This window comes from Kineococcus aurantiacus, assembly GCF_013409345.1.
GTDB classification, from domain to species: Bacteria; Actinomycetota; Actinomycetes; order Actinomycetales; family Kineococcaceae; genus Kineococcus; species Kineococcus aurantiacus.
In genome coordinates this window covers 3,690,588-3,713,697 of the sequence record NZ_JACCBB010000001.1, presented here as the reverse complement: position 1 = coordinate 3,713,697, position 23,110 = coordinate 3,690,588, and the positions used below count along the sequence as shown (strand labels likewise).

Here is a 23,110-nt window from a genome sequence, read left to right as displayed (position 1 = left end):
TTCACAGCTCCCGCGCAGCCGACCCGGAGCTTCAGCACGGTGCGCGATCGTCTCGGCACGTCGGGTGAGATCGGGGCGTGCACTAGATTGCGGACGTGCCGACGTCTTCGTCTCGCCCGACCAGCAAGCAGCCCGCGAGCTGGGCCTACGCCGAGCAGTTCGTGCCCGAGGACGACGTCCTGGAACGGGCCCGGGCCCGGGCGGCCGACCTCGGCGTCGAACCCGTCTCGACCGGTGTCGCCGCGACCCTCACCGTGCTCGCCGCGGCCGGCGGGGCCCGCACCGTCGTCGAGGTCGGGACCGGCACCGGGGTGTCCACCCTCAGCCTGCTGCGCGGCATGGCCGACGACGGCGTCGTGACCACCATCGACGCCGACGGCGAGGCCCAGCGCGCGGCCCGCGAGGCCGTCGCCGCCGACGGCATCCGCCCCAACCGCGCCCGGTTCATCAACGGCCGGGCCCTGGAGGTGCTGCCCCGGCTCACCGACGGCGCCTACGACCTCGTGCTGCTCGACGGCGACGAGCGCGAGTACGGCGCCTACCTCGAGCAGGCCCACCGGCTGCTGCGCCCCGGCGGGCTGCTCGTCGTCGACGACGCCCTGTGGAAGGGCCGGGTCACCGACCCCGCGGTCCGCGACACCTCGACCGCGGCGCTGCGCGAGGTCGCCCGCGTCGTGCTGGAGGACGGCAACTGGTTCCCCACCCTCCTGCCCACCGGGGACGGCCTGCTCCTGGCGGTCAAGAACAGCTGACGGTCACCGCCGGGAGCGCACCGGTCGCGCCCCCTCAGCGGGCGACCGACGTCTCCAGCCACTCCAGCAGCAGCCGCGCGCCGAAGCCGGTGGCGCCGCGGGTGACCTCGTGCTCGGGGGCGTCGGCGCGCCCGGTGCCGGCGATGTCCAGGTGCGCCCAGCGGCGGGCGCCGGCGAAGGGCCGCAGGAACAGGGCCGCGACGATGGAACCGGCCCCGTGCCCGGGGGTCGTGGTGACCTGCCGGGCGTCGGCGACGTCGGAGTCGATCGAGGCGGCGTAGTCCTCGACCAGCGGCATGTGCCACAGCCGCTCCCCCGTGGCGGCCGAGGCGGCCAGCAGCTCCTGGACCAGGGCCGGGTCGGCCGAGTACAGCGGCGCGTGCCGCTTGCCCAGGCCGAGGGTGGCCGCGCCGGTGAGGGTCGCGACGTCGACGAGGACGTCGGGGTCGAGCGCGGCGTCGGCGTAGGCGAGGGCGTCGCCCAGCACCAGCCGGCCCTCGGCGTCGGTGTTGTTGACCTCGGTGGTCCGGCCGCCGTAGTGGGTCACGACGTCACCGGGGCGGTAGGACGAGGCGCCGAAGGCGTTCTCGGCCAGCGCCAGCAGCCCCGTCACCTTCACGGGCAGCTTCAGGCGCGCGGCCGCCAGGACCACGGCCAGGACGGCCGCCGCCCCCGCCATGTCGGTCTTCATGGCGACCATCGACTCGCGCGGCTTGATGCCCAGGCCACCGGTGTCGTAGGTGATGCCCTTGCCGACCAGCACCACGTGCGGGGCGCCCGGGGTCGCGCGCGGGGTCCAGCCGACCTGGACCAGCGCCGGGGAGGAGGCCGAGCCGGCCCCCACGGCCAGCAGGCCGCCGAAGCCCTCCCGGCGCAGCCGGGCCTCGTCGCGCACGTCGACCTTCAGGCGCAGGCCCGCGGCGAGCTCGTGGACCTGCGCGGTGAGCCACTGCGGGTCCTTGAGGTTGGAGGGGGTCGCCGCGAGGTCGCGGGTCAGGACCGTCGCGCCCGCGGTCACCTCCGCGTGCCGCACGTCGGCGGCGTCGACGTCGCCGAGCAGGGCGAGGCGGCGCGGGGCCACCTCCGCCGCGGCCCGGCGGCCGCTGACGGGCGGGGCGTGCGAGGCCAGCAGGAAGCCCTCGACGAAGGCGCGCGTGCCGGCCGGCCCGACGCCGTCGGCGAGGGTCGTGGCCACGTCGGCGCTGCCGGTGGCGCGGGCCAGGGCCGCGCCGCTGCGGCGCAGGGCCGTGACCGAGGAGTCCCCCACGCCCACGACGAGCAGCCGGCGGGGGCTGCCGTCGGGGGCGGGCACGGGCAGCCGCGTCACGGTCGCGGCGGCGCCGGTGACCTCCTCGGCCGCGCACACCGCGCCCAGGTCGACGCCGTAGCGGACCGCCGCGTCGGCCGCGCCCGGGCGCGGCTGCAGGGGTGCGTCCTCGCCCTCCCCGGCGGCCACCGGGACCGCGAGCACGTCGAAGCCGGTGAGGTCGGCGGCGGCCGCGCCGGCGCGGCGCACCTCGACGGTCGGGGCGGGCCGGCGGCGCAGCTCTGGCGCCGCCGCGGCCACGGGCGGGGTGTCGGGAGAGGTGCTCACGGTGCGTCCTGACTCTGGTGGCCTGTCCTGGGGGTGGTGCGTGCAGACGGCTCGGGGCGGGCACCGACCCGGTGCCCGCCCCGCTGAGGTCCCTCAGCCCACCACCGAGGTGATGGCCTCTCCGAGCGCCTTGGCCTCGTCCGGAGTCATCTCCACCACGAGCCGGCCCCCGCCTTCCAGCGGCATCCGAAGGACGATGCCGCGCCCTTCCTTGGTGACCTCCAGCGGACCGTCCCCGGTCCTCGGCTTCATGGCCGCCATCGGCGTGCTCCCTCTCGTCGTCTCGTGCGCGCCGGACCCCGCCACCGGGTGCCTGAGCACCCGGAGGGCCGACGTGTTGGGTCCATCATCCCCCACCGCCGACCCCGATCGGGCTCAGGGGCACGCCGACGATCACGCACCGGTCACGGCGGCCAGTCGGCCGGCGGGGAGAAGCGCCACAGCCAGGCGATCCAGACGACCTGCAGCGCAAGCGAACACACGACCCACGCCGTCAGCGGCGACCGGCGGCCCGGGCGCGTGGCGACGAGCGCCCCCAGGGGGAAGAGGAAGATCAGGTACCGGAACAGGCTCGTGAAGGGGTCCAGGACCAGCAGCAGGTACCCGACGTAGGCCAGGCACCACGCGCGCAGCTCGGGCCCGAGCACCCGCGCGCGCCGCGACAGCACCCCCCAGGCGTACAGCCCCAGGGCCACGGCCAGCAGCAGCGGCCCCAGCGGGCCCAGGACGTACTGCGAGATGCCCCACCACGGCTCCAGGGGCACGACCCGCCCGCCGGCGCGCCAGGCGCCCATGGTGGCGGTGTAGGCGTCGCGCTGCCCCGTCAGCTGCCAGGCCAGCAGGGGCCACAGCAGCCCCGCGGCCCCGGAGGCGGCCAGCAGCCCCAGGCAGCGCACGGCCTCGCGCCCGCCCAGGCGGGCCCCCGCGCGGTACCCGGCCAGCGCCCGCAGCCCCAGGTGGACGACCACGACGACGGACAGCGGCACGGCGACGGGCCGGGTCAGGCCCAGCAGGACCGCCACCAGCGCCGCCGGGCCGTAGCGGCCCGCGTGCAGGCACAGCAGGAACGCCACGAGCAGGGCCAGGGCCGGGCCCTCGGTGTAGGGGACCTGGAAGACCAGCGACGGCGGGGAGACGCAGAACAGGACCGCGGCCGCCCACGCGCCGCGCCGCGCGACCGCGGGCCCCGCGCGGCGGGCCAGCACCCGCAGCAGCAGGGCGTGCACGCCGCACGCCGCGGCGGCCCCGGCGACCAGCGACACGACCGCGCCGGCCGCGGTGAACGGCAGCCCCGTGGTCATGAGCAGCCGGGCCAGCAGCGGGGCCAGCGGGTAGAAGGCCAGCTGCGACTGCTGCACGTCGCCGGCCGGGCCCAGCGGGACCGAGCGCGGGTACCCCTCCTCGGCGATGCGGCCGTACCAGTCCGCGTCCCACATGCCGAGCATCCCGCCGTAGCCGGGGTCCTCGGTCGTCCAGGTGCTGGCGGGCTGGAAGCGGGCCACCTCGGCCAGCACGGCGGCGGTGAACAGCCGGGCGAGGGCGTAGACGACGAGCACCCGCACGGTGGCGGGGGTGCGCAGCCAGCGCAGGTGGGCCCGGGCCGGCCACGACGGCCGGGAGCCCGTGGCCAGCGCCGTCACGACGGCGAGCGCAGGTCGTCGGCCGCCCGCCGCAGGACCGCCTCGAACGCGACCTTGCCCACCAGGCCCGGCAGCGGGCCCCCCAGGGCGGCCAGCCGGGCCAGCCCGCGGGGGCGGACGAGGACGTGCTCGGTCCACTCGATCCCGACCCGTCCGTCCTCCAGGGGGCGCACGACGAGCTCGACGGTGCCGCCCAGGACGTCACCGGTCTTGACGATCCCGACCCGGCCGGGTTCGCCGGTGGACCCGTCGGGGACGACGAGGCGGCGCACCTCCATGGAGTCGACGAGCGCGAGGGGGCCCAGCGCCGTGGTGGCGACGAACCGCTCCCCCACGGCGCGCACGGGCGTGCCGGGGACGCGGACGACGACGGTGGCCGGCACCCACGCGGTCTGGCGGGGCCAGTCGGTCAGGACGTCGAAGACGTGCCGCACGCGGCCGGTGACGACGGCGGAGGCGGTGAAGTCGACGGTGCGCGCCACGGGTCAGTCCTCCGCGCTGCGCCAGGCAGCGAGCTCGTCGTCGCGTTCGCGGATCTCCTCGCGCAGCCGGTCCAGGACGGCGTCGACCTCGTCCATCCGGTAGCCGCGCAGCCCCAGGGAGAAGCGCACGGCGTCGACGTCGGCGGCCACGACGGGCCCCTCGGGCAGGCCCCGGTAGGGGCGCGTGGAGGTGGCGGGCCCCAGGCCGCCGCTGACGCGGCCGGTGACGACGGCGGCCACGGCCCCGACGACCAGCAGCACGAGGACCAGCAGCACGAGCGTCACGACGCGCCCCCTCCCGGCCCGCCCGGCCCGTCGGTGGGGTACTCGGCGAAGGAGCCGACGATCTCGGAGCTGGGCAGCGTCACGCGCTCGCGCGGGGCCCGCTCCAGGAAGTCCAGCGCCTGGGCGGGGTCGTCGGTCCACAGGACGACGTCGAAGACCAGCGGCCGGGCGAAGCCGCGCTCGACCAGGCCCTCCAGCCAGGTGCGCAGCCCGGCGTAGTGGCCGTCGCAGTCGAGGACGGCCATCGGCTTGGTGTGCAGGCCGATGGTGCGGGCCACCCAGATCTCGAACAGCTCCTCCAGGGTCCCCAGCCCGCCGGGCAGGACGACGAAGGCGTCGGCGCGGGCGTCCATCTCGGCCTTGCGCTGGCGCATGTCGGCGGTGACGACGAGCTCGCCGAGCCCGGCCGGGGGCAGCTCCAGGTCCATGAGGGCCTGGGGCATGACGCCGGTGGTGCGCGCCCCGGCGGCGCGGGCGGCGGCCTCGGCCGCACCCATGACCGACGTCCCGCCCCCGCCGTAGACGAGGTCGTGGCCGCGTTCGCCGATGAGCCGGCCCACCGTGGCGGCCAGCTCCACGTGCGCGGGGTCGATGCCGCCGGAGGCGCTGCCGTACAGGCAGATCGTGCTCACGCGACACCCCCCGCCAGCCAGTCGGAGAGCACCTGCAGGCACTGCTCGATCTCCGCGGTGCGGCACCGCTCGTCGTCGGCGTGGGCCGTGGCGTTGTCGCCGGGGCCGTAGTTGACGGCCGGGACCCCCAGGGCGGAGAACCGCGCCACGTCGGTCCAGCCGTACTTCGGCAGCGGCGCGGCCCCGGTGCGGGCCACGAAGTCGGCGGCCGCGGGCAGGTGCAGCCCGGGCCGGGCGCCGTCGGCGGCGTCGACGACCCGCACGTCGAAGCCGTCGAGCACCTCCCGCACGTGCGCCTCGGCCCCGGCGGCGTCGACGGCGGGGGCGAAGCGGTAGTTGACGGTGACGACGCAGCGGTCGGGGATGACGTTGGTCGCCACGCCGCCGGAGACCAGCACGGCGTTGAGGGCCTCGCGGAACACCAGCCCCTCGACCTCGACCTCGCGGGGGGTGTACGCCGCGAGCCGGGCCAGCACGGGGGCGGCGTCGTGGATCGCGTTGCGCCCGCGCCACGGGCGGGCCGAGTGCGCGGCCTTGCCCGTGGTGGTGACCTCGGCGCGCAGGGTGCCGTTGCAGCCGCCCTCCACGATCGCCGACGACGGCTCGAGCAGGACCGCGAAGTCCGCCGCGAGGAGGTGGGGGGCGTTGCGCGCCAGGCGCCCCAGGCCGTTGCGGGCCGCCTCGACCTCCTCGTGGTCGTAGAACACGAAGGTCACGTCGCGCCGGGCGTCGGCCCCGGCGGCGCTGACGCGGCGGGCCAGGGCCAGGGCCACGCCGACGCCGCCCTTCATGTCGCACGTCCCGCGCCCCACCAGCACGTCGCCGTCGACGGGGTGCTGCTCGCGGCGCACGGGCAGGTTCGGCGGGTCGGTGAGCGGGACGGTGTCCAGGTGCCCGGCGAGCAGGACCCGCTCGGGCCGGCCCAGGGTGGTGCGGGCCACGACGGCGTCGCCGTCGCGGGTGACCTCCAGGCCCGGCAGCGCCCGCAGCGCGGCCTCGACGGCGTCGGCCAGGGCCTGCTCGTCACCGCTGACCGAGGGGATGTCGCACAGCCGTCGGGTCAGCTCCACGACGTCGATCGCCGGGTCGGCGAGGTCCAGGGAGGGGGTCGGCACGCTCACGCCGCTCACCCTAGCCACGGGCGGGCGCGCACCCCCTCGTGGACGGTCGGGCCCGCGGGCCGTCCGCTTGTAGGGTCGGGCGGGTGAGCGAGCAGAGCACCGGACAGACGCACACCGCCCGCGGCCGCCGCGCCTGGGGCCACGGCCTGGCGACGTACGCCGCGGACGGCACGGTGCTCGACGTCTGGTTCCCCTTCCCCGCCCTGGGCGACCCGGCCTCCACGAGCTCCTACGGCGTGCCGGCCGAGCTGGCGGCCCTGGAGGACGACGACGTCCACCGCCGCACCCGCCAGCGCGTCGTGACCGTCGAGATCGACCTCGACGCGCCCCCGGCCGACACCGCGGACGCCTACCTGCGCCTGCACCTGCTCTCGCACCGGCTCGTCGCCCCGCACGGGGCGAACCTCGACGGGCTGTTCGGGGTGCTGGCCAACGTCGTGTGGACCAACCACGGCCCGTGCGCGGTCGCCGACTTCGAGCGGACCCGGCTGGCCCTGCGGGCCAACGTGGGCCCGGTGACGGTGTTCGGGATCGACAAGTTCCCGCGGATGACCGACTACGTGGCGCCCACGGGCGTCCGGATCGCCGACGCCGACCGCGTCCGCCTGGGCGCGCACCTGGCCGAGGGCACCACCGTGATGCACGAGGGGTTCGTGAACTTCAACGCCGGCACGGTCGGCGTCTCCATGGTCGAGGGCCGCGTCTCCGCGGGCGTCGTCGTGGGGGACGGCTCCGACGTCGGCGGCGGCGCCTCGATCATGGGCACGCTGTCCGGCGGCGGCAAGGAGGTCGTGCGCATCGGTGAGCGCACGCTGCTGGGCGCGAACTCGGGCACCGGCATCAGCCTGGGCGACGACTGCGTCGTGGAGGCCGGCACGTACGTCACGGCCGGCACGAAGGTGACGCTGCTGGGCGAGGACGGCACCGTGCAGCGGGTCGTGTCCGCGCGCGCGCTGTCGGGCTCGGACGGGCTGCTGTTCCGCCGCAACTCCCTCACCGGGCAGGTCGAGGCGCTGCCGCGCAGGGGCGTCAAGGTCGAGCTCAACGCGGCGCTGCACGCCAACTGAGGTGCCCACCCGCCCCCGGACGCGACGCACGCCCCCCGGCGTCCGGCGCACCCGCCGCCTGCGGCTGCTCACGACGCTGCTCGCCGCGGGTGTCGTCGTGACCGGCGGCGTCGTGTGGGTCACCCGCTCCCCCGACGCCCCGGTCGTCGTCGAGCGCTGCTCGGCCACCGTCGACGGCGAGTCGACGTCGATGTCCCCCGAGCAGGCCGCGAACGCGGCCACGGTCGTGGGGCTGTCGGTGCGCCGCGGGCTGCCCGCGCGCGCGGCGACCATCGCGGTCGCGACGGTCGTGCAGGAGTCGGGGCTGCGCAACCTCGACCACGGCGACCGCGACTCCCTGGGCCTGTTCCAGCAGCGCCCGTCGCAGGGCTGGGGCACGCCCGAGCAGGTCCAGGACCCGGTCTTCGCCACGAACGCCTTCTACGACGCCCTGGTGGAGGTGGACGGCTACCGCGACCTGCCGGTCACCGACGCGGCGCAGCGGGTGCAGCGCAGCGGGTTCCCGCTGGCCTACGGCGACCACGAGGCCGAGGCCCGGCTCGTGGCCTCGGCGCTGACCGGGTTCACCCCCGGCGGTTTCAGCTGCCACTTGCGCGACGTCACGACGCCCCAGGAGGCCGGCGGCGACGAGCAGCTGACCCCCACGGCCCAGCGCGTGGCCGACGCGGCCGCGACGCAGGTCACGACGGCGCGCCCGTCGGTCGTGGCGGGCACGAGCGGGCGCGCGCTGGAGTTCACCCTCGACGGCGAGGACGCCTCGCGCCTGGCGTGGGCCGTGGGCGGCTGGGCCGTGGCCAGCGCCGGGACGTACGACATCACCGAGGTCAGCGTCGAGGGGTCGCGCTGGACGCGCTCGTCCTCGGGGCGGGGCTGGGTGACCACCGCCACCGGGGTGCCCCGGGGCGGGGTCCAGATCCGGCTGGGCGGTTAGCGGCCGGCGACGTCGACGTAGTCGCGCGCGCCCTCACCGACGTACACCTGGCGGGGGCGGCCGATCTTGGTGGCCGGGTCGTTGATCATCTCGCGCCACTGCGCGATCCAGCCGGGCAGGCGGCCCAGGGCGAACAGCACCGTGAACATCTTCGTCGGGAAGCCCATCGCCTTGTAGATGATGCCCGTGTAGAAGTCGACGTTCGGGTACAGCTTGCGCTCGATGAAGTAGTCGTCGTGCAGCGCGATCTCCTCGAGCCGCATGGCGATGTCGAGCAGCTCGTCGCGCTTGCCGAGCTGGGACAGGACCTGGTCGGCGGTCTTCTTCACGATGGCCGCGCGCGGGTCGTAGTTCTTGTACACCCGGTGGCCGAAGCCCATCAGGCGCACGCCCTTCTCCTTGTTCTTCACCTTCGTCATGAAGGTGTCGACGTCGTCGTCGGAGTTGCGGATCGTCTCGAGCATGTCGAGGACGGCGGAGTTCGCCCCGCCGTGCAGCGGCCCGGACAGGGCGTGGATGCCGGCCGAGACGGAGGCGAAGAGGTTGGCCTGGCCGGACCCGACGAGGCGGACGGTGGAGGTGGAGCAGTTCTGCTCGTGGTCGGCGTGCAGGATCAGCAGCTGGTCCAGCGCCTTGACCAGGACCGGGTCGAGCTCGTAGTCCTCGGCGGGGTTGCCGAAGGCGAGCCGGGTGAAGTTCTCCACCAGGCCCAGGCGGTTGTCGGGGTACAGCAGCGGCTGCCCCAGGGACTTGCGGTGGGCGTACGCCGCGATGGTCGGCAGCTTGGCGAGCAGCCGGATGGTGGACAGCTCCACCTGCTCGTCGTCGAAGGGGTTCAGGGAGTTCGGGTAGAACGTCGACAGCGCGCTGACGGCGCTGGACAGCACGGGCATCGGGTGCGCGTCGCGGGGGAACCCGTCGAAGAACCGCTTGAGGTCCTCGTGCAGCAGGGTGTGGCGCTTGATGCGCTCGGTGAAGTCGGTCAGCTCCTGCTCGGAGGGCAGGTGCCCGTGGATGAGCAGGAAGCTGGTCTCGACGAACGTGGACTTCTCGGCGAGCTGCTCGATGGGGTACCCGCGGTAGCGCAGGACCCCGGCGTCGCCGTCGATGTACGTGATCGCCGACGTGCAGGACGCGGTGTTGGTGAACCCGGAGTCGAGCGTCACGAGCCCGGTCTCCTTGAGGAGGCTGCCGATGCCGAAGCCGGCAGCACCCTCGGTGGCAGGGGTCACGGGGAGGTCGAGGTCGCCACCTGCGTGCTTCAGCGTCACGGAGTCAGCCATGTCGCGACCGTACCCGGCACCGTGGACCGGGCCCAACACCGGTCCGCCGCGCGCTCACGCGAGGTCGGCCAGCCGCCCGGGCACCTGGGCGACGCGCTCGTCGCTGCCGGTCAGGGCGACCCGGACGTGCCGCGCGCCGGGCGGGCCGTAGAAGTCGCCGGGGGCCACGAGGACCCCGCGGTCGGCCAGCAGGTCCACGGTCGTGCGCGCCGGCTCGTCGCGGGTGCTCCACAGGTACAGGCCCGCCTCGGAGGCGTCGATGCGGAAACCGGCGCGCTGCAACGCCTCTCGCAGCGTGTCGCGGCGCGCGCGGTACCGCTCGCGCTGGACCGCGACGTGCTCGTCGTCGCTGAGGGCGGCCCGCAGCGCGACCTGCACGGGCCAGGGCACGATCATCCCGGCGTGCTTGCGCAGTTCCAGCAGCTCGCGCACCAGGGCCACGTCACCGGCCAGGAACGCCGCGCGGTAGCCGGCCAGGTTGGACTGCTTGGACGTCGAGTACGCCACGAGCAGACCCGTGTGATCGTCACCACACACCCTGGGGTCGAGCACGGACGCGACGAGGCCGCCGGCCGTGGTGTCGTGCCGGGGACCCCAGCCCAGCTCGGCGTAGCACTCGTCGGAGGCCACGACGACGTCGTGGGCGCGGGCCCAGGCGACCAGGGCCGCCAGCTCGGCGGCCGAGCGGACCGCGCCGGTGGGGTTGGCGGGCGAGTTCAGCCACAGCAGCCGGACGCGGGCCCCGGCGGCCCACGCGGCCTCCAGCTCCTCGACGGTGTCGGCCCCCAGCGGCGTCGCCCGCGCCAGCCGGGCCCCGACGTCGTACGTCGGGTACGCCACGGACGGGTGGGCGACGACGTCGCCCTCGCCCAGTCCCAGCAGGAACGGCAGCCAGGCCACGAGCTCCTTGGACCCCACGGTCGGCAGGACCCCGTCGGGGTCAAGCGACGGCACGCCGCGCCGGCGCGCGAACCAGGCCGCGACGGCCTCGCGCAGCGGCGCGGTGCCGTACGTCTGCGGGTACCCGGGGGCGTCGGCGGCCGAGCGCAGCGCGTCGGCCACGACCTGCGGCGTGGGGTCGACGGGCGTCCCGACCGACAGGTCCACGATGCCGCCCGGGTGCGCCGCCGCGCGGGCCTTGGCGGCCGCGAGGGAGTCCCACGGGAAGTCGGGCAGCGACGCGCCGACCCGGCGCCGTCCTGGGTGCCGGGCCGGCTGCTGGGTCGGCGCGCTCACCTCAGTGGCCCTCGCCCTGGGGCGGCAGGGCCCGGACCAGCTCGGCGTCGGCGTCGATCCGCCCCAGCTTGGCGGCACCGCCCGGGGAGCCGATGGTGTCGAAGAACACGACGTTGGCCGCCGTGAACGCCGACCACTGCTCGGGGACGTCGTCCTCGTAGTAGATGGCCTCCACCGGGCACACGGGTTCGCAGGCCCCGCAGTCGACGCACTCGTCGGGCTGGATGTAGAGGGACCTCTTGCCCTCGTAGATGCAGTCGACAGGGCACTCCTCGATGCAGGCCTTGTCCTTGACGTCGACGCAGGGCTGCGCGATGACGTAGGTCACGGTTGTCCTCCTCCTCCGGCGGACGGGCGGCCGGACGCCCTCCCTAGTATCGCCGACGCCCGCCGGAGACGGCACACGCACCACCCCTGGAGGGATCCCCGTGACCGACCCCCGCCCGACGCACGTGGTCCACGAGCTCCCCGTCGGTGCGCGCGTGGTGGTGCGGCACCGGCTGGCGGACGGGTCCGCCTCCGACGCGCTGGGCGACCTGGTGGCCGCCGACGCCGCGACGCTGACGGTCGCGACGCGCCGCGGCGAGGTCGTCGTGGCCCGCGCCGACGTCCTGGCCGCCAAGCCCGTCCCCCCGCCGCCGGCCCGCCGGGGCGCCCCGCACACGGCCGTCGGTGTCGACGACCTCGAACGCGTCATGGCCGAGCACTGGCGGCCCCTGGAGCGCGTGGACCTCGGCGGCTGGCGGCTGCGCGCGGGCGGCGGCTTCACCGGCCGCGCCAACTCGGCGCTGGCCGTCGGCGACCCCGGTGTGCCGCTGCCGCAGGCCCTCGCGGCCGTGCAGCGGTTCTACGCCGAGCGCGGGCTGCCCGCGCTGGTCGCCGTCCCGCACGGAGCCGGCGGCCTGGGCGAGGGCACCGGCACCGCCGACGCGCTGGCCGCCGCGGGCTGGGCGGTGCGGACCCCGACGGTGGTCATGACCGCGGCCACCGACGACCTGCCGGGCCGCGACGACGTCCCGCTGCCGGCCGGCCTGCACGTGGTGACCACCGCCGTCCCCGACGGGGCGTGGCTGGAGCAGTACCACTACCAGGGCTCCCCGACCGTGCCCGCGGCCGGCCGGCGGATCCTCGTCTCCGCCGACGAGCAGGTGTTCGTCCGCGTGGTGGACGACGGGCGGACGGTGGCGATCGCGCGGGGTTCGCTGTCCCCCGGCTGGGCGGGGGTGACGGCCGTGGAGACGGCCCCCACCCACCGCCGGCGCGGGCTGGGCCGGCGGGTGCTGGCCGAGGTCGCCGACTGGGCCCGCGCGCGCGGCGCGGCGTCGACGTACCTGCAGGTGCAGGCCGACAACACCGGCGCGCGGGCGCTGTACGCGGGGCAGGGCTTCGCCGTGCACCACGCGTACCACTACCGGGTGGCGCCCTCCGCCTGAGCGCCGCGGGCCACCGAGGCGTGGGTGCCGATGTCCCACACGAACGGCGGCTCGGTGCCGTTGACCGACCAGTCCCCCACGATGCGCTGCTTGTAGATCACCGGGTTGTGCGAGGCGACCGTGCGGGCGTTGCGCCAGTGCCGGTCCAGGTCCCGGGCCCGGGAGGTGCCGGAGGCGCCCAGGGTGTTGAACAGCAGCGTCGCGGCCCGCGGCACGGCCTCGGAGAGCACGACCTGCGCCTGGGCGGTGCGGATCTCCGCCTCCACGTTGGCGGCCCGGTCCCGGTCGGTGCCCGGTTCGCCGGCGGTGTCGGCCGCGGCCTGGACGGCCTGGGCGGCCGCGCGCACGAGGGCGCGGGCGGTGAAGGCGGTCGCGGAGATCTCCCCGGCCACCGAGAGCACCTGCGCGTCGTGGCGCACCAGCGGGGCCAGGCCGTGGGTGTAGGTGCGGGTGCGCGCGCGCACCTGCTGGGCGGTGTCGCGCTCGACGGCGGCCGCGATCCCGGCGTGCACCGCCAGCAGGACCAGCTGGTACAGGGCTGTCTGGTAGCGGAACCGGTCGGTGAAGGGTGCGACGTCGGCGGGGTCGACCTCGACGTCGTCCAGGACCAGGGTGCCCGTGCCGGTCAGCTGCTGGCCGAAGCCGTCCCAGTCGTCGGAGACCTCCACGCCCGGCGCGCGCACGGGGACCAGGACGGTGACGACCTCGAAGGAGCCGTCGGGCAGGAGCCGGCGGGCCGTGGCGTCGGTCCAGTCCGCGAAGATCGTGCCCGTCGTGTAGTACTTGCGGCCGGTGACGCTCGTGCGCCCCTCGCGGGTCGTCACGACGGTCTGCTGCTCGCCGGTGACGCCGTCGCCGACCTCGCTCCAGGAGTTGCCCACGAGCTCACCGGCGACGATGCGCTCCACCCAGCGGTCCCGGTGCTCCCCCGGCGGCAGGCTCAGGACCTGCTCGACCCACGCGACGTGCCCGCGGAAGACCTGCGGCAGGTTGGAGTCGGCCGTGGCCAGGTCGACGAGGAGCTCGGCGAGCTCGACGAGGTCGAGCCCCTCACCGCCCTCGGCCACGGGCAGCCGCAGCCGGCCGAACCCGGCGTCGAGCAGCTCGCGGACCGCGGCGCGCGGCAGCTCGTGGTCCTGCTCGCGGGCCACCGCGCCCTCGGCGATGCGCTGCAGCAGCGGGGCGAAGCGCTCGCGCACGGGTCGGGTGCTCGGGGTCGGGGTGGTCGGGGCCAGGGTGGTCGTGCTCAAGGGTCCTCCTCGGTCGCGGACGCGTCGGCGCCCGGAGGCGGGAGGGCGTGCACCGGCTCGTCCTTACCCGTGCCCGGGGCACCAGGGTCAGGTCTTCACCCGGGGCACCCCACGACGAGGAGGGTTGCCGGCCAGCGAGCCGGGGCTTGGCGCTGGCGCTCATGACCTGGCGCCAGCGAACCACACGCCCCCCGCGCGGGTCCAGCCACCCCGCGACGCGCGGGGTGGCCGGGTGCTGACGTCGCGGCCGGGGCTCCCCTCCGGGCCCCGGGCGCGACGGGTCTCACAGGTCCCGGTGGACCGGGGCCGGGTCGCGCAGGTCGATGACGGCCGGGGCCGCGTGCGCGGCCCGCGCCGCCTCCAGGACGTCGGTGATCTCGTGCCCGACGAGCTCGTGACGCTCCAGCAGCGCGTCGCGCAGGGCCGCCACGAGGTGCCGGTTGCGCTCGAGGAGCTCGCGGACGGACTCCTTCTGCTCGCTCAGCAGGTTCTCCACGAGGCGGCGGCCCTCGCCGTCGCCCAGGACGCGGGAGACGAGGTTGCCGTCGGCGAAGGCGCCCTGCTGGACGGCGGCGAAGGACACCAGCGTGCCGGCCATGCCGGCCGAGCCGACCATCTGCGCGGCGACCGACGTCGCGGACTGCAGGTCCCCGGCGGGGCCGGTGGACACGTCGCCGAAGAACAGCTCCTCGGCCACCTGCCCTCCGAAGGCGATCTTGATCATCCCGGCGAGCTCGGTGCGCGAGCGGGTGTAGACGTCCTCGGCGTCGCCGTGGGCGAGCAGCCCGAGGGAGCCGGCGCGCTTGACGATCGTGAGGATCTCCAGCCGGCGCTGCGGGGCGACGAGCCAGGCCACGGTCGCGTGCCCGGCCTCGTGGGTGGCGATGAGCCGGGCCTCGTGGTCGGTGTAGGCGACGGGCTGCCCCAGGCCCACCTCGGTGACCAGGCGGGCGTGCTCCAGGTCGGCCCAGCTCATCCCCTCGCCGTCGCGGCGGACGGCGTTGACGAGGGCCTCGTCGAGCAGGTTCTCGATCATCACGGGCGAGTAGCCGTTGGTGATCCCGGCCAGGGCGTCGCGCCGCTCGGCGTCGTCGAGGGCCGGTTCGTGGGCCTTGCGGGCCAGGAAGTGGTCGACGAGCTGGCGGCGGCCGTTCTTGTCCGGCAGGCCGAAGCTCATCCGGCGGTCGAAGCGGCCCGGGCGCAGCAGGGCCGGGTCGAGGGCGTCGGCTCGGTTGGTCGCGGCGATGAGCAGGACCTCGACGGGTTCGCTCACGGGCCGCGTCAGCCGGCGGTGGGCGGGCAGGAACCGGTTGGCGGTGTCGACGAACCAGCCGACGACCCGCTCGGAGGTGGTGGGCTCGTCGAAGGACTGCATCTGCACGAGGAGCTCGTTGACGACGCCGCTGGCGCCCTCGCTGGAGGCGAGGCGCTCGACGTGCAGCGCGGGGGTCTGCGCCGCGGGCCCGGCCATCGGCAGGTTCGTCAGCCCGCCGCAGCCCACGACGGAGCTGGCGGGCGGGACCGTCGCGGTCGCGGCGCTCATCCCGCCGCGCGCGGCGGCGATCGCGTCGATCTCCTCGATGAACCCGATGGCCCCGCCCTCGCGGCGGGCGGCCTTGCGCAGCGCCTTGAAGTAGGAGCGCAGCTTGCGGGCCGTCGCGCCGTACCACATGGACTGGAAGCTGGTCGCGGAGACGAAGAGGAACGGGACCCCGGCCTCGCGGGCCATGGCCTTGGCCATGTGGGTCTTGCCCGTGCCGGGCGAGCCCTCGAACAGCAGGCCGCGGCGGGGCCGGCCGCCCATGCGGGTGCGGAAGGTGCGGGCGGACAGGAACAGGTCGAGGCTGCGCTCGACGTCCTCCTTGACGGGGTCCAGGCCCACGACGTCGTCGAGGGAGACGTCGATCTGCTCGGGCCGGTACACGACGTGCGGGGACCGGCCCGAGACGAGCGTCTGCCCCAGCAGCAGCGCGATCATCAGCGCGAAGAAGACGCCGACCATGACGTAGATCGGGTCGACGGCGGGCAGCGAGGGGACGAGGGAGCCGCCGAGGGCCAGCCGCACGTCGACGAGGAGCACGGCGGCCAGGACGGCCAGGAGCAGCGCCCGGGTGCGGCGGCGGCGGTTGCGCTCGCGCGCCCGGCCGACGTCGGCGCTGTCGCGGGCGGGGCGCGCCACGGGCGCGGGGGGCGCGGGCGTGCGCTGGTCGTGGGCCACGAGCGGCTCCTCTCGGTCCGCCCGGCGGTTCCGGACGTGCGTCCACCCAACCCCGCCCGTTCACGCAGGGCCACCCTCTGTGACGCGTTCGGACGATGGCGTTCACCCGAGCGGCGCAACGGACCGTGATCGGGTCATCACCGAGCCGGTCCGCGGCGCCCCGCCCGCGGCTCAGGCCGAGGGCGCCACCCCCGCGAACAGGTCGGTCTCGCGGCCGTCGGCGTCGAAGGGCCCCGAGGCCACCCCGTGCACGAGCCGGAAGTGCTCGACCGGCCAGACCGGCTGCGGCACGCCGTTGGACAGCCGCATGAGGGGCGGCGCGGCGTCGAGGTCGAGGCTGATCTGGGTGGCGTGGGCGCGCAGCGCGGCGAGCTTGGCGGGCAGCTGCCCCGTCCCGTCGACGACCGTCGTCACGGCCTCGTCGGGGACCACGACGCTCGGCAGCGGCCCCTCGGGGTCGGCGGCCCCCTGCGCCCCCGAGGCCGCGATCGCGCGCAGGGCCTCGCGGACGGCCGACTCGGGCTGGACGATCTCGTAGACCTTCGCCACCTGCCACGGCACGCCCGTCCCGTCCCCCGCGGCCAGCACCAGCGCGCGCGCCGTCGCCTCCTGGGCCCGCACGTGGTCGGGGTGCCCGTAGCCCCCACCGGGCTCGTAGGTCACGACGACCTGGGGGCGGACCTCGCGGACGACCGCCGCCACCTGGGCCGCGACCTCCTCGGGGTCGGCGGCCGCGAGCGCCTGCGGGTGCACGTCGTCCCCCGCCGCGGCCCGGCCCGGCTCCAGCCACACCATGCCCGAGTCCCGGTAGGCCGAGCCGTCGGGCCGGGTCAGGAAGCGGTGGTCCTCCACGCCCAGCGCCTCCATGGCGGTGGCGAGCTCGTGGACGCGGTGCTCGGCCAGGCCCTGCGGGTCCAGGTGGGCCAGGTCGGCGGGGATGACCTCCCCCAGCTCGCCGCGGGTCAGGGTGAGCAGCACCACGCTGGCCCCGGCCTCGGCGTAGCGGGCCATGGTCGCCCCGGTCCCGATGGTCTCGTCGTCGGGGTGGGCGTGCACGAACAGCACCCGCCGCGGCTGGTCCAGCGCCTCCAGGGCGGCCAGCTCCGCGGGGTCCAGCTCGCCCGCGACGTCGTCCACGACGTCCTGGGCGATCTCCAGGGGGTCCCGGCCCGCCACGGCGGCACCGGGTTCGTCGGGGGTCTGCGGGGGCTGCGTCGTCATGCCCCCATCCAAGCCCCCCGTCGTCCCGCACGCACGGAGCACCCCCGCCCGCGGTGGGTCGGGGGTGCTCCGGCGGCGGTGCGGGGGGTCAGCCCTTCTTGGCCCGGGAGGCGGCGCGGGCGCGCTGGGTCTGGTCCAGCTCCACCTTGCGGATGCGCACGGCCTCGGGGGTCACCTCGACGCACTCGTCCTCGCGGCAGAACTCCAGCGCCTGCTCCAGGGACAGCTTGCGCGCCGGCACGAGCCGCTCCAGCTCGTCACCGGTGGAGGAGCGCATGTTGGTGAGCTTCTTCTCCTTGGTGATGTTGACGTCCATGTCGTCGGCGCGGGAGTTCTCGCCCACGATCATGCCCTCGTACACCTCGGTGGTGGGCTCGATGAACAGCGAACCGCGCTCCTGGATGTTGGCGATGGCGAAGCCGGTCGCCGCGCCGGAGCGGTCGGCGACGAGCGAGCCGGAGGCGCGCGTGCGGATCTCCCCGGCCCAGTGGTCGTACTGGTTGAAGATCGCGTGCGCGATGCCGGTGCCGCGGGTCTCGGTGAGGAACTCGGTGCGGAAGCCGATGAGGCCGCGGGAGGGGACGTAGAACTCCATGCGCACCCAGCCGGTGCCGTGGTTGGTCATGGTCTCCATGCGGCCCTTGCGGGCGGCCAGCAGCTGCGTGATCGCGCCGAGGTACTCCTCGGGGGAGTCGATGGTCAGGCTCTCGAAGGGCTCCAGGAGCTTGCCGTTCTCGTCCTTCTTGGTGACCACCTGCGGCTTGCCGACGGTCAGCTCGTAGCCCTCGCGGCGCATCTGCTCGACGAGGATGGCCAGCGCCAGCTCACCGCGGCCCTGCACCTCCCAGGCGTCGGGGCGCTCGGTGGGCAGGACGCGCAGCGACACGTTGCCGACCAGCTCGGACTCCAGGCGGTCCTTGACCAGCCGGGCGGTGACCTTCGAGCCCTTGACGCGCCCGGCCATCGGGGAGGTGTTGGTCCCGATGACCATCGAGATGGCGGGCTCGTCGACGGTGATCAGCGGCAGCGGGCGCGGGTCCTCGGGGTCGGCCAGCGTCTCGCCGATGGTGATGTCCTCGATGCCGGCGACGGCGACGATGTCGCCGGGGCCGGCCTTCTCGCCGGGGACGCGGGTGACGGCCTCGGTGACGAGGAGTTCGGTGATCTTGACGCGCTGGATGGTGCCGTCGTGCTTGCACCAGGCGACCTGCTGGCCCTTGACGAGCTCGCCGGAGAAGACGCGCAGCAGCGCCAGGCGCCCCAGGAACGGGGAGGCGTCGAGGTTGGTGACGTGCGCCTGCAGCGGGGTCTCGGGGTCGTAGGTCGGCGCCGGGATGGTGTCCAGGATCGTCTGGAACAGCGGGACGAGGTCCTCGGAGTCCGGCAGGCCGCCGTCCTCGGGCTGGTTCACCGACGCGCGGCCGTTCTTGGCCGAGGCGTAGACGACGGGGACCTCGAGGAGCTTGTCGGCGTCCATGCCCTCGATGTCGGCGGCCAGGTCCAGCAGCAGGTCGTAGGTCTCCTCCACGACGGCGGAGATGCGCGCGTCGGGGCGGTCGACCTTGTTGACGAGGATGACGACGGGCATGCCCGCCGCGAGCGCCTTGCGCAGCACGAAGCGGGTCTGCGGCAGCGGCCCCTCGGAGGCGTCGACGAGCAGGACGACGCCGTCGACCATGGACAGCCCGCGCTCGACCTCGCCGCCGAAGTCGGCGTGGCCGGGGGTGTCGATGATGTTGATGGTCATGCCGCCCTCGGGAGCACCGGGGCCGGAGTACCGGACCGAGGTGTTCTTGGCGAGGATGGTGATGCCCTTCTCGCGCTCGAGGTCACCGGAGTCCATGACGCGGTCGGCGACGTCGGCGTTGGCGCGGAAGGCGCCGGACTGCCAGAGCATCGCGTCGACGAGGGTGGTCTTGCCGTGGTCGACGTGGGCGACGATCGCGACGTTGCGCAAGTCCTCGCGGGTGCTCAAGGGCATCAGGTTCTCGATCCGCTCTTCGAAGTCTCGACGTGTCCGGGCCACCGCGCGCACGGGTGCGGGAGCCGGGTCAGGAGGGTTGACACCCCAGTCTATCCGCGCCCGGGCCGACCCTGTCGGCCCCGCGGTCCTTGAACGGGGAACCACCGCGCTGACCTGCGCGAACGCCGCCGAGGTGGTCCTTTGTGATCATCGCCGGTTGGCTTGGACTAGTCACTTCGTGCCACCCTCGGGGCCATGTCCGCACCACCTGAGCACCGGCCCGGCACGTCCCCGACACCCCCGTCACGACCCTCCGGCACGCCCTCGCCGGGCCCCTCCGGGAGCGTGCCGGCCCGGCCCCCCGTCGACCGCACGACCCTCGTGGTCGCCGCCGGGCTGGTCGTCCTCTTCCTCCTCGTCGGGGCCCTGTGGCCCACCCGGCTGAAGGCCGGCGCGGACGCCGTCCTCGACGTCGTCGTCGCTGACTTCGGCTGGGCCTTCGTGCTCGGCGCGACCGGCTTCGTGGTCCTCGCCCTCGTCCTGGCCTTCAGCAGGTTCGGCCGCATCCGCCTCGGCCGCGACGAGGACCGTCCCGAGCACTCCCGGGCGTCCTGGGTCGCGATGATGTTCTCCGCCGGCATGGGCATCGGCCTGATGTTCTACGGCGTCGCCGAGCCCGTCGCCCACCTCGTGACGGTCCCGCAGAACGACGCCGCACCGGGGTCGCAGGCCGCGGCGCGCGAGGCGATGAACTACTCGCTGTTCCACTGGGGCCTGCACCCGTGGGCGATCTACGCCGTCGTCGGGCTGGCGCTGGCGTACTCCAGCTACCGCAAGGAGCGCGCGGGGGGCTTCTCGGCCGCCTTCGCGCCCCTGCTGCGCGGCCGCCGGGGCCGGGGCGCGGCCCGCGTCATCGACGTCTTCGCGATCTTCGCGACCCTCTTCGGCTCGGCCGTCAGCCTGGGCCTGGGGGCGGCGCAGATGAACGGCGGGCTCACCGAGGTCTTCGGGGTCGCCAGCTCGACGACCGTCAAGGCGGTCATCATCGCCGTCCTGACCGTGTGCTTCATCCTCTCCGCGGTCAGCGGCATCGACCGCGGCATCAAGTGGCTGTCCAACACGAACATGGTGCTGGCCCTGGTCCTGCTGCTCTTCCTCTTCGTCGTGGGCCCGACGGTCTTCGTGCTCGACCTCATCCCCGCCTCGGCCGGCAACTACCTGTCCGCGCTGCCGCACATGGCCTTCCGCACGGGCGCCTTCGGCGGCACCGACTGGCTCAGCGCGTGGACGCTCTTCTACTGGGCGTGGTGGGTGTCCTGGACGCCCTTCGTCGGCGCCTTCCTGGCCAAGATCTCCAAGGGGCGCACGATCCGCGAGTTCGTCGTGGGCGTCATGCTCGTCCCGACCACCGTGAGCCTGGTCTGGTTCGCCGTCCTCGGCGGCGCCGCGATCGACCTGCAGCGCAGGTTCATCGAGGGCACCGGCGGCGCCGACATCGCCGGGATCGCCGACCAGGAGTCGCAGATGTTCACGTTCCTGGCCCAGTTCCCCTGGTCCGGGTTCACCTCGGTCCTCGTCGTGGTCCTCGTGGCGATCTTCTTCGTCTCCGGGGCCGACGCCTCCAGCATCGTCATGGGGTCCCTCAGCTCCTACGGCGTGGACGAGCCGCGGAGGTGGCTGACCGCGCTGTGGGGGGCGCTCATGGGGCTCGTGGCGATCGTGCTGTTCTTCGCCGGCGGCCTGGAGGCGCTGCAGGACGTCACGATCATCGCCGCCGCGCCCTTCCTGGTGATCATGGTGCTGATGGCGGCGGCCCTGGTCAAGGACCTCGCGCGCGACCCCAAGATGACGATGCCGAAGCGGCGCAGCGGCGACCGCCGGGACCCCCGCGTCACCGCGGTCGACCACGACTGGCACAGCCCCGTCCCGGGCGCCGACCGCTGACCCGCCCCCCGGGGGCCCGCCCGCCAGCTCGCGGGTGGGCCCCCGGGGTGCCTCAGGAGCGCTCCAGCTGCGCGATGAGCGCGACGTCGCCGGGCAGCCAGTCGACCGAGGACCACTGCCCGCGCGGCAGCCACCGCAGCTCGTCGTGGTCCTCCAGCGGCTGCGGCTCCCCGTCCACGACGGCCCACCACACGCGCATCCGCAGCTGCGGCGTCAGCGGCCACGCCCCGTCGGGGTGCACCACCTCGGCCCCCAGCCGCGCCGTGACCCCCAGCTCCTCCCGCAGCTCCCGGTGCAGGCCCTCCTGCGGGGACTCCCCCGGCTCGACCTTCCCCCCGGGCAGCTCCCAGCGGCCGGCCAGCGCCGGCGGGGCGCTGCGCCGCGCGGCGAGCAGCCGCGTCGGCGCGCGCAGGTCGTCGACGATCGCCGCCCCCACCACCAGCCGCACGTCAGGCCCCCTGCGGCAGGGGCTGGGCGCCGCGCGCGGCGAGGTAGCCGGTGAGCACCTCCGACTCCGCCCGCTGGCTCGCCGCGATGGCCCGCGCCAGGTCGCGGACCTCCTGCGTCGTGGCGTGCTCGGCGCCGTACTGCGCCATCTCGACGCCCCCCTCGTGGTGTCGCAGCATCAGCTGCAGGAAGTCGACCTCGAAGGTCCGTCCCGTCTCGGTGCCCAGCCGCGCCACCTCGGCCGCCGTGGCCATGCCCGGCATGGGCCGGCCCTGCGCCTGCTCGACCTCGTGCCGGGCGTGCAGGTCGGTGCCGGCCATCCACGCCATGACGGGGGTGCCGGCCCGGGACAGGGGCTGCCCCCACGACAGCAGCAGCTGCTGCATGCGCCCGGCCTGGTTGCCCTGGGTGGAGGCGATGTCGACGGCCAGCTGCCGCACCTCGGCGCTCGGGGCGGTCTGGACGGCCGTGTAGGCCATCGCGACGGCCTGGGCGTGGTGGGTGGCCATGTCGCGGGCGAACCCGACGTCGACGGAGTTCGCCCCGGGGGCCGTGGGCAGCGCCCGCCCGGCGAGGACGCCGAGCACCAGCGCCAGCAGCAGCCCCACCGCCGCCAGCAGGGCCCCCCGGCCCGTCAGCGCCCGCATCAGCCCGTCGGCGTCCCCGTGCCGTTGGAGCACAGCGCGCCCGGTTCGGGCGTCTGGGCGCCCTGGACGAACTTCGCCAGGAAGGCCTCGACCCGCGGGTCGTCGGCGTCCTCGACCGCCAGCTGGTTGTTCCAGGCCGACAGGACGACGGGCGAGGGCAGCCCCTCGTAGGGCGAGAGGACGGTGTAGGTCTCCCCCGCCACGTCCTGCTCCAGCTGCTCGACCTGCTCCTGGGGGAGGTCGGGCCGGTAGGTGATCCACACGGCCCCGTGCTCCATGCTGTGCACGGCGTTCTCGCTGCGCACCGGCGCGTCGTAGACACCGCAGTTGAGCCACACGGGGTCGTGCGTGCCGCCGACCGGCGGGTTCTCGGTGTACGTCTGCGGCTCGGTGCTGTGCGCGCCGCTGGTGTAGGAGAACGTGCGGACCGCGTCCAGCGACGGCGGCTCCGGGCGGTTGAGGAAGACCGCGGTGACGCCCGCGGCCACGGCGAGCACGACGACCGTGGGGATCGCCACGACGAGCGCGCGCCGGCGCCGGGCGCGGGCCCTCTCGGCCTGCTTCATGGCCTGGACCCGCGCGGCGCGGTCCTGGCGCGCGGGGCGCGGGTCGTTGTTCTCAGGCACGTGCTGACTCCCGTCGTGGTGACGCCGCCACGGCGGGTGTGGCGATCTCTCCTGCTGGGCAACGGTACGGGCGCGGAGGTGGTTCACCCGCGACCACCCCGCCGGGGGTGAGTCCCCTCACACGTCCTGGCGGCGCGCTGCCTCCCGGGCCCGGCGGGCCCGGTCCCCGTGGTCCGCGCGCGCGACGGCGGCGACGCGGTGGCGCGGGCTGGTCCGCCAGAAGACGACGGCGATCCCGGCGGCGACGGCGAGGACGACCACTGCGATGAACGTCACCGGAACACCGTAGTCCTCCGACCCCCTGCCGTGCAGCCCTTCCGGGCGGCCCACGGGTGTCC

23 protein-coding genes and 1 riboswitch are annotated in these 23,110 nt (G+C 75.2%); of the genes, 5 read left to right on the top strand and 18 right to left on the bottom strand.

Going from position 1 to position 23,110, the window contains the following annotated elements; translation table 11 throughout:
* Positions 1-95: 95 nt before the first annotated feature.
* Positions 96-752: a class I SAM-dependent methyltransferase gene (locus tag BJ968_RS17870; protein WP_179754128.1), complete on the top strand. Its 657-nt coding sequence runs from the start codon at positions 96-98 to the stop codon at positions 750-752.
* 34 nt (positions 753-786) lie between these two features.
* On the opposite strand, the gene BJ968_RS17865 is transcribed toward BJ968_RS17870, so the two are convergent.
* From BJ968_RS17865 to dapE, 7 genes are all read right to left on the bottom strand, one after another.
* Positions 787-2,346 carry a M17 family peptidase N-terminal domain-containing protein gene (locus BJ968_RS17865; RefSeq protein ID WP_218885145.1) on the bottom strand — a complete coding sequence of 520 codons (1,560 nt, stop codon included), beginning with the start codon at positions 2,344-2,346 and terminating at the stop codon, positions 787-789.
* A gap of 93 nt (positions 2,347-2,439) precedes the next feature.
* Positions 2,440-2,607, bottom strand: coding sequence for a DUF3117 domain-containing protein (locus tag BJ968_RS17860; protein ID WP_106210338.1), 168 nt, complete (start codon positions 2,605-2,607; stop codon positions 2,440-2,442).
* A 143-nt stretch (positions 2,608-2,750) separates the two neighbouring features.
* Entirely contained in the window at positions 2,751-3,986 is a 1,236-nt protein-coding gene (locus tag BJ968_RS17855) for a hypothetical protein (protein WP_179754126.1), read from the bottom strand.
* Complete coding sequence (locus BJ968_RS17850; RefSeq protein WP_179754124.1) at positions 3,983-4,468, bottom strand: SRPBCC family protein; 486 nt, start codon at positions 4,466-4,468, stop codon at positions 3,983-3,985. Before BJ968_RS17850 ends, BJ968_RS17855 begins: the two co-directional genes overlap by 4 nt.
* Positions 4,469-4,471: 3 nt before the next feature.
* Positions 4,472-4,753 (bottom strand): DivIVA domain-containing protein, encoded by a 282-nt coding sequence (locus BJ968_RS26895; protein ID WP_179754122.1) that lies wholly within the window; start codon positions 4,751-4,753, stop codon positions 4,472-4,474.
* Positions 4,750-5,385: a TIGR00730 family Rossman fold protein gene (locus BJ968_RS17840; RefSeq protein ID WP_179754120.1), complete on the bottom strand. Its 636-nt coding sequence runs from the start codon at positions 5,383-5,385 to the stop codon at positions 4,750-4,752. Before BJ968_RS17840 ends, BJ968_RS26895 begins: the two co-directional genes overlap by 4 nt.
* Positions 5,382-6,515: a succinyl-diaminopimelate desuccinylase gene (gene dapE, locus BJ968_RS17835; RefSeq protein ID WP_343078100.1), complete on the bottom strand. Its 1,134-nt coding sequence runs from the start codon at positions 6,513-6,515 to the stop codon at positions 5,382-5,384. The genes BJ968_RS17840 and dapE overlap by 4 nt, the downstream gene beginning before the upstream one ends.
* Positions 6,516-6,589: 74 nt before the next feature.
* On the opposite strand from dapE, the gene dapD reads away from it, so the two are divergent.
* Both dapD and BJ968_RS17825 read left to right on the top strand, forming a co-directional pair.
* Positions 6,590-7,573, top strand: a complete 984-nt coding sequence (gene dapD, locus BJ968_RS17830; protein ID WP_179754118.1) for a 2,3,4,5-tetrahydropyridine-2,6-dicarboxylate N-succinyltransferase — start codon at positions 6,590-6,592, stop codon at positions 7,571-7,573.
* Between the two features lies 1 nt (position 7,574).
* Positions 7,575-8,504, top strand: a complete 930-nt coding sequence (locus BJ968_RS17825; protein WP_218885144.1) for a hypothetical protein — start codon at positions 7,575-7,577, stop codon at positions 8,502-8,504.
* On the opposite strand, the gene BJ968_RS17820 is transcribed toward BJ968_RS17825, so the two are convergent.
* The 3 genes from BJ968_RS17820 to fdxA are packed head-to-tail and all read right to left on the bottom strand — an operon-like array spanning position 8,501 to position 11,351.
* A complete protein-coding gene (locus tag BJ968_RS17820) occupies positions 8,501-9,787 on the bottom strand; it encodes a citrate synthase (RefSeq protein ID WP_179754116.1) in 1,287 nt (428 codons plus the stop codon). The two genes, BJ968_RS17825 and BJ968_RS17820, sit on opposite strands and share 4 nt — an antisense overlap.
* A gap of 54 nt (positions 9,788-9,841) precedes the next feature.
* Positions 9,842-11,023 (bottom strand): succinyldiaminopimelate transaminase, encoded by a 1,182-nt coding sequence (dapC, locus tag BJ968_RS17815; RefSeq protein ID WP_179754114.1) that lies wholly within the window; start codon positions 11,021-11,023, stop codon positions 9,842-9,844.
* Position 11,024: 1 nt separating this feature from the next.
* Positions 11,025-11,351 (bottom strand): ferredoxin, encoded by a 327-nt coding sequence (gene fdxA / locus BJ968_RS26890; protein WP_179754112.1) that lies wholly within the window; start codon positions 11,349-11,351, stop codon positions 11,025-11,027.
* Positions 11,352-11,451: 100 nt separating this feature from the next.
* Between fdxA and BJ968_RS26885 the strand changes: the two genes are divergently transcribed.
* Positions 11,452-12,456, top strand: coding sequence for a GNAT family N-acetyltransferase (locus tag BJ968_RS26885; protein ID WP_218885143.1), 1,005 nt, complete (start codon positions 11,452-11,454; stop codon positions 12,454-12,456).
* Here BJ968_RS26885 and BJ968_RS17800 read toward each other — a convergent pair.
* The 4 genes from BJ968_RS17800 to typA all read right to left on the bottom strand — a co-directional run bounded on the left by BJ968_RS17800 (position 12,432) and on the right by typA (position 19,126).
* Positions 12,432-13,706 carry an acyl-CoA dehydrogenase family protein gene (locus BJ968_RS17800; RefSeq protein WP_179754110.1) on the bottom strand — a complete coding sequence of 425 codons (1,275 nt, stop codon included), beginning with the start codon at positions 13,704-13,706 and terminating at the stop codon, positions 12,432-12,434. The genes BJ968_RS26885 and BJ968_RS17800 overlap by 25 nt on opposite strands.
* A gap of 54 nt (positions 13,707-13,760) precedes the next feature.
* Positions 13,761-13,873, bottom strand: a riboswitch (SAM riboswitch).
* A 116-nt stretch (positions 13,874-13,989) separates the two neighbouring features.
* Positions 13,990-15,924 (bottom strand): AAA family ATPase, encoded by a 1,935-nt coding sequence (locus BJ968_RS17795; RefSeq protein ID WP_343078099.1) that lies wholly within the window; start codon positions 15,922-15,924, stop codon positions 13,990-13,992.
* A 171-nt stretch (positions 15,925-16,095) separates the two neighbouring features.
* On the bottom strand, positions 16,096-17,145 hold the full coding sequence (gene mshB, locus BJ968_RS17790; protein WP_179754108.1) for an N-acetyl-1-D-myo-inositol-2-amino-2-deoxy-alpha-D-glucopyranoside deacetylase: 1,050 nt from the start codon (positions 17,143-17,145) through the stop codon (positions 16,096-16,098).
* Between the two features lie 88 nt (positions 17,146-17,233).
* Positions 17,234-19,126 (bottom strand): translational GTPase TypA, encoded by a 1,893-nt coding sequence (gene typA, locus BJ968_RS17785; protein ID WP_179754103.1) that lies wholly within the window; start codon positions 19,124-19,126, stop codon positions 17,234-17,236.
* Positions 19,127-19,453: 327 nt separating this feature from the next.
* On the opposite strand from typA, the gene BJ968_RS17780 reads away from it, so the two are divergent.
* Positions 19,454-21,052 (top strand): BCCT family transporter, encoded by a 1,599-nt coding sequence (locus BJ968_RS17780; protein WP_343078098.1) that lies wholly within the window; start codon positions 19,454-19,456, stop codon positions 21,050-21,052.
* Positions 21,053-21,104: 52 nt separating this feature from the next.
* Here the strand turns inward: BJ968_RS17780 and BJ968_RS17775 are convergent, their stop codons facing one another.
* From BJ968_RS17775 to BJ968_RS17760, 4 genes are all read right to left on the bottom strand, one after another.
* Positions 21,105-21,500 carry an NUDIX domain-containing protein gene (locus BJ968_RS17775; protein ID WP_179754099.1) on the bottom strand — a complete coding sequence of 132 codons (396 nt, stop codon included), beginning with the start codon at positions 21,498-21,500 and terminating at the stop codon, positions 21,105-21,107.
* Position 21,501: 1 nt separating this feature from the next.
* Positions 21,502-22,179: a DUF305 domain-containing protein gene (locus BJ968_RS17770; protein WP_218885141.1), complete on the bottom strand. Its 678-nt coding sequence runs from the start codon at positions 22,177-22,179 to the stop codon at positions 21,502-21,504.
* Positions 22,146-22,772 carry a thioredoxin-like domain-containing protein gene (locus BJ968_RS17765; RefSeq protein WP_343078097.1) on the bottom strand — a complete coding sequence of 209 codons (627 nt, stop codon included), beginning with the start codon at positions 22,770-22,772 and terminating at the stop codon, positions 22,146-22,148. The genes BJ968_RS17770 and BJ968_RS17765 overlap by 34 nt, the downstream gene beginning before the upstream one ends.
* Positions 22,773-22,889: 117 nt before the next feature.
* Entirely contained in the window at positions 22,890-23,048 is a 159-nt protein-coding gene (locus BJ968_RS17760) for a hypothetical protein (protein ID WP_179754097.1), read from the bottom strand.
* Between the last annotated feature and the right edge of the window lie 62 nt (positions 23,049-23,110).

Excerpts from the sequence above, each read along its gene's own strand:
- BJ968_RS17860 (WP_106210338.1), bottom strand. The coding sequence starts at position 2,607 with ATGGCGGCCATGAAGCCGAGGACCGGGGACGGTCCGCTGGAGGTCACC.
- BJ968_RS17820 (WP_179754116.1), bottom strand. The coding sequence starts at position 9,787 with ATGGCTGACTCCGTGACGCTGAAGCACGCAGGTGGCGACCTCGACCTC.
- mshB (WP_179754108.1), bottom strand. The coding sequence starts at position 17,145 with ATGACGACGCAGCCCCCGCAGACCCCCGACGAACCCGGTGCCGCCGTG.
- typA (WP_179754103.1), bottom strand. The coding sequence starts at position 19,126 with ATGCCCTTGAGCACCCGCGAGGACTTGCGCAACGTCGCGATCGTCGCC.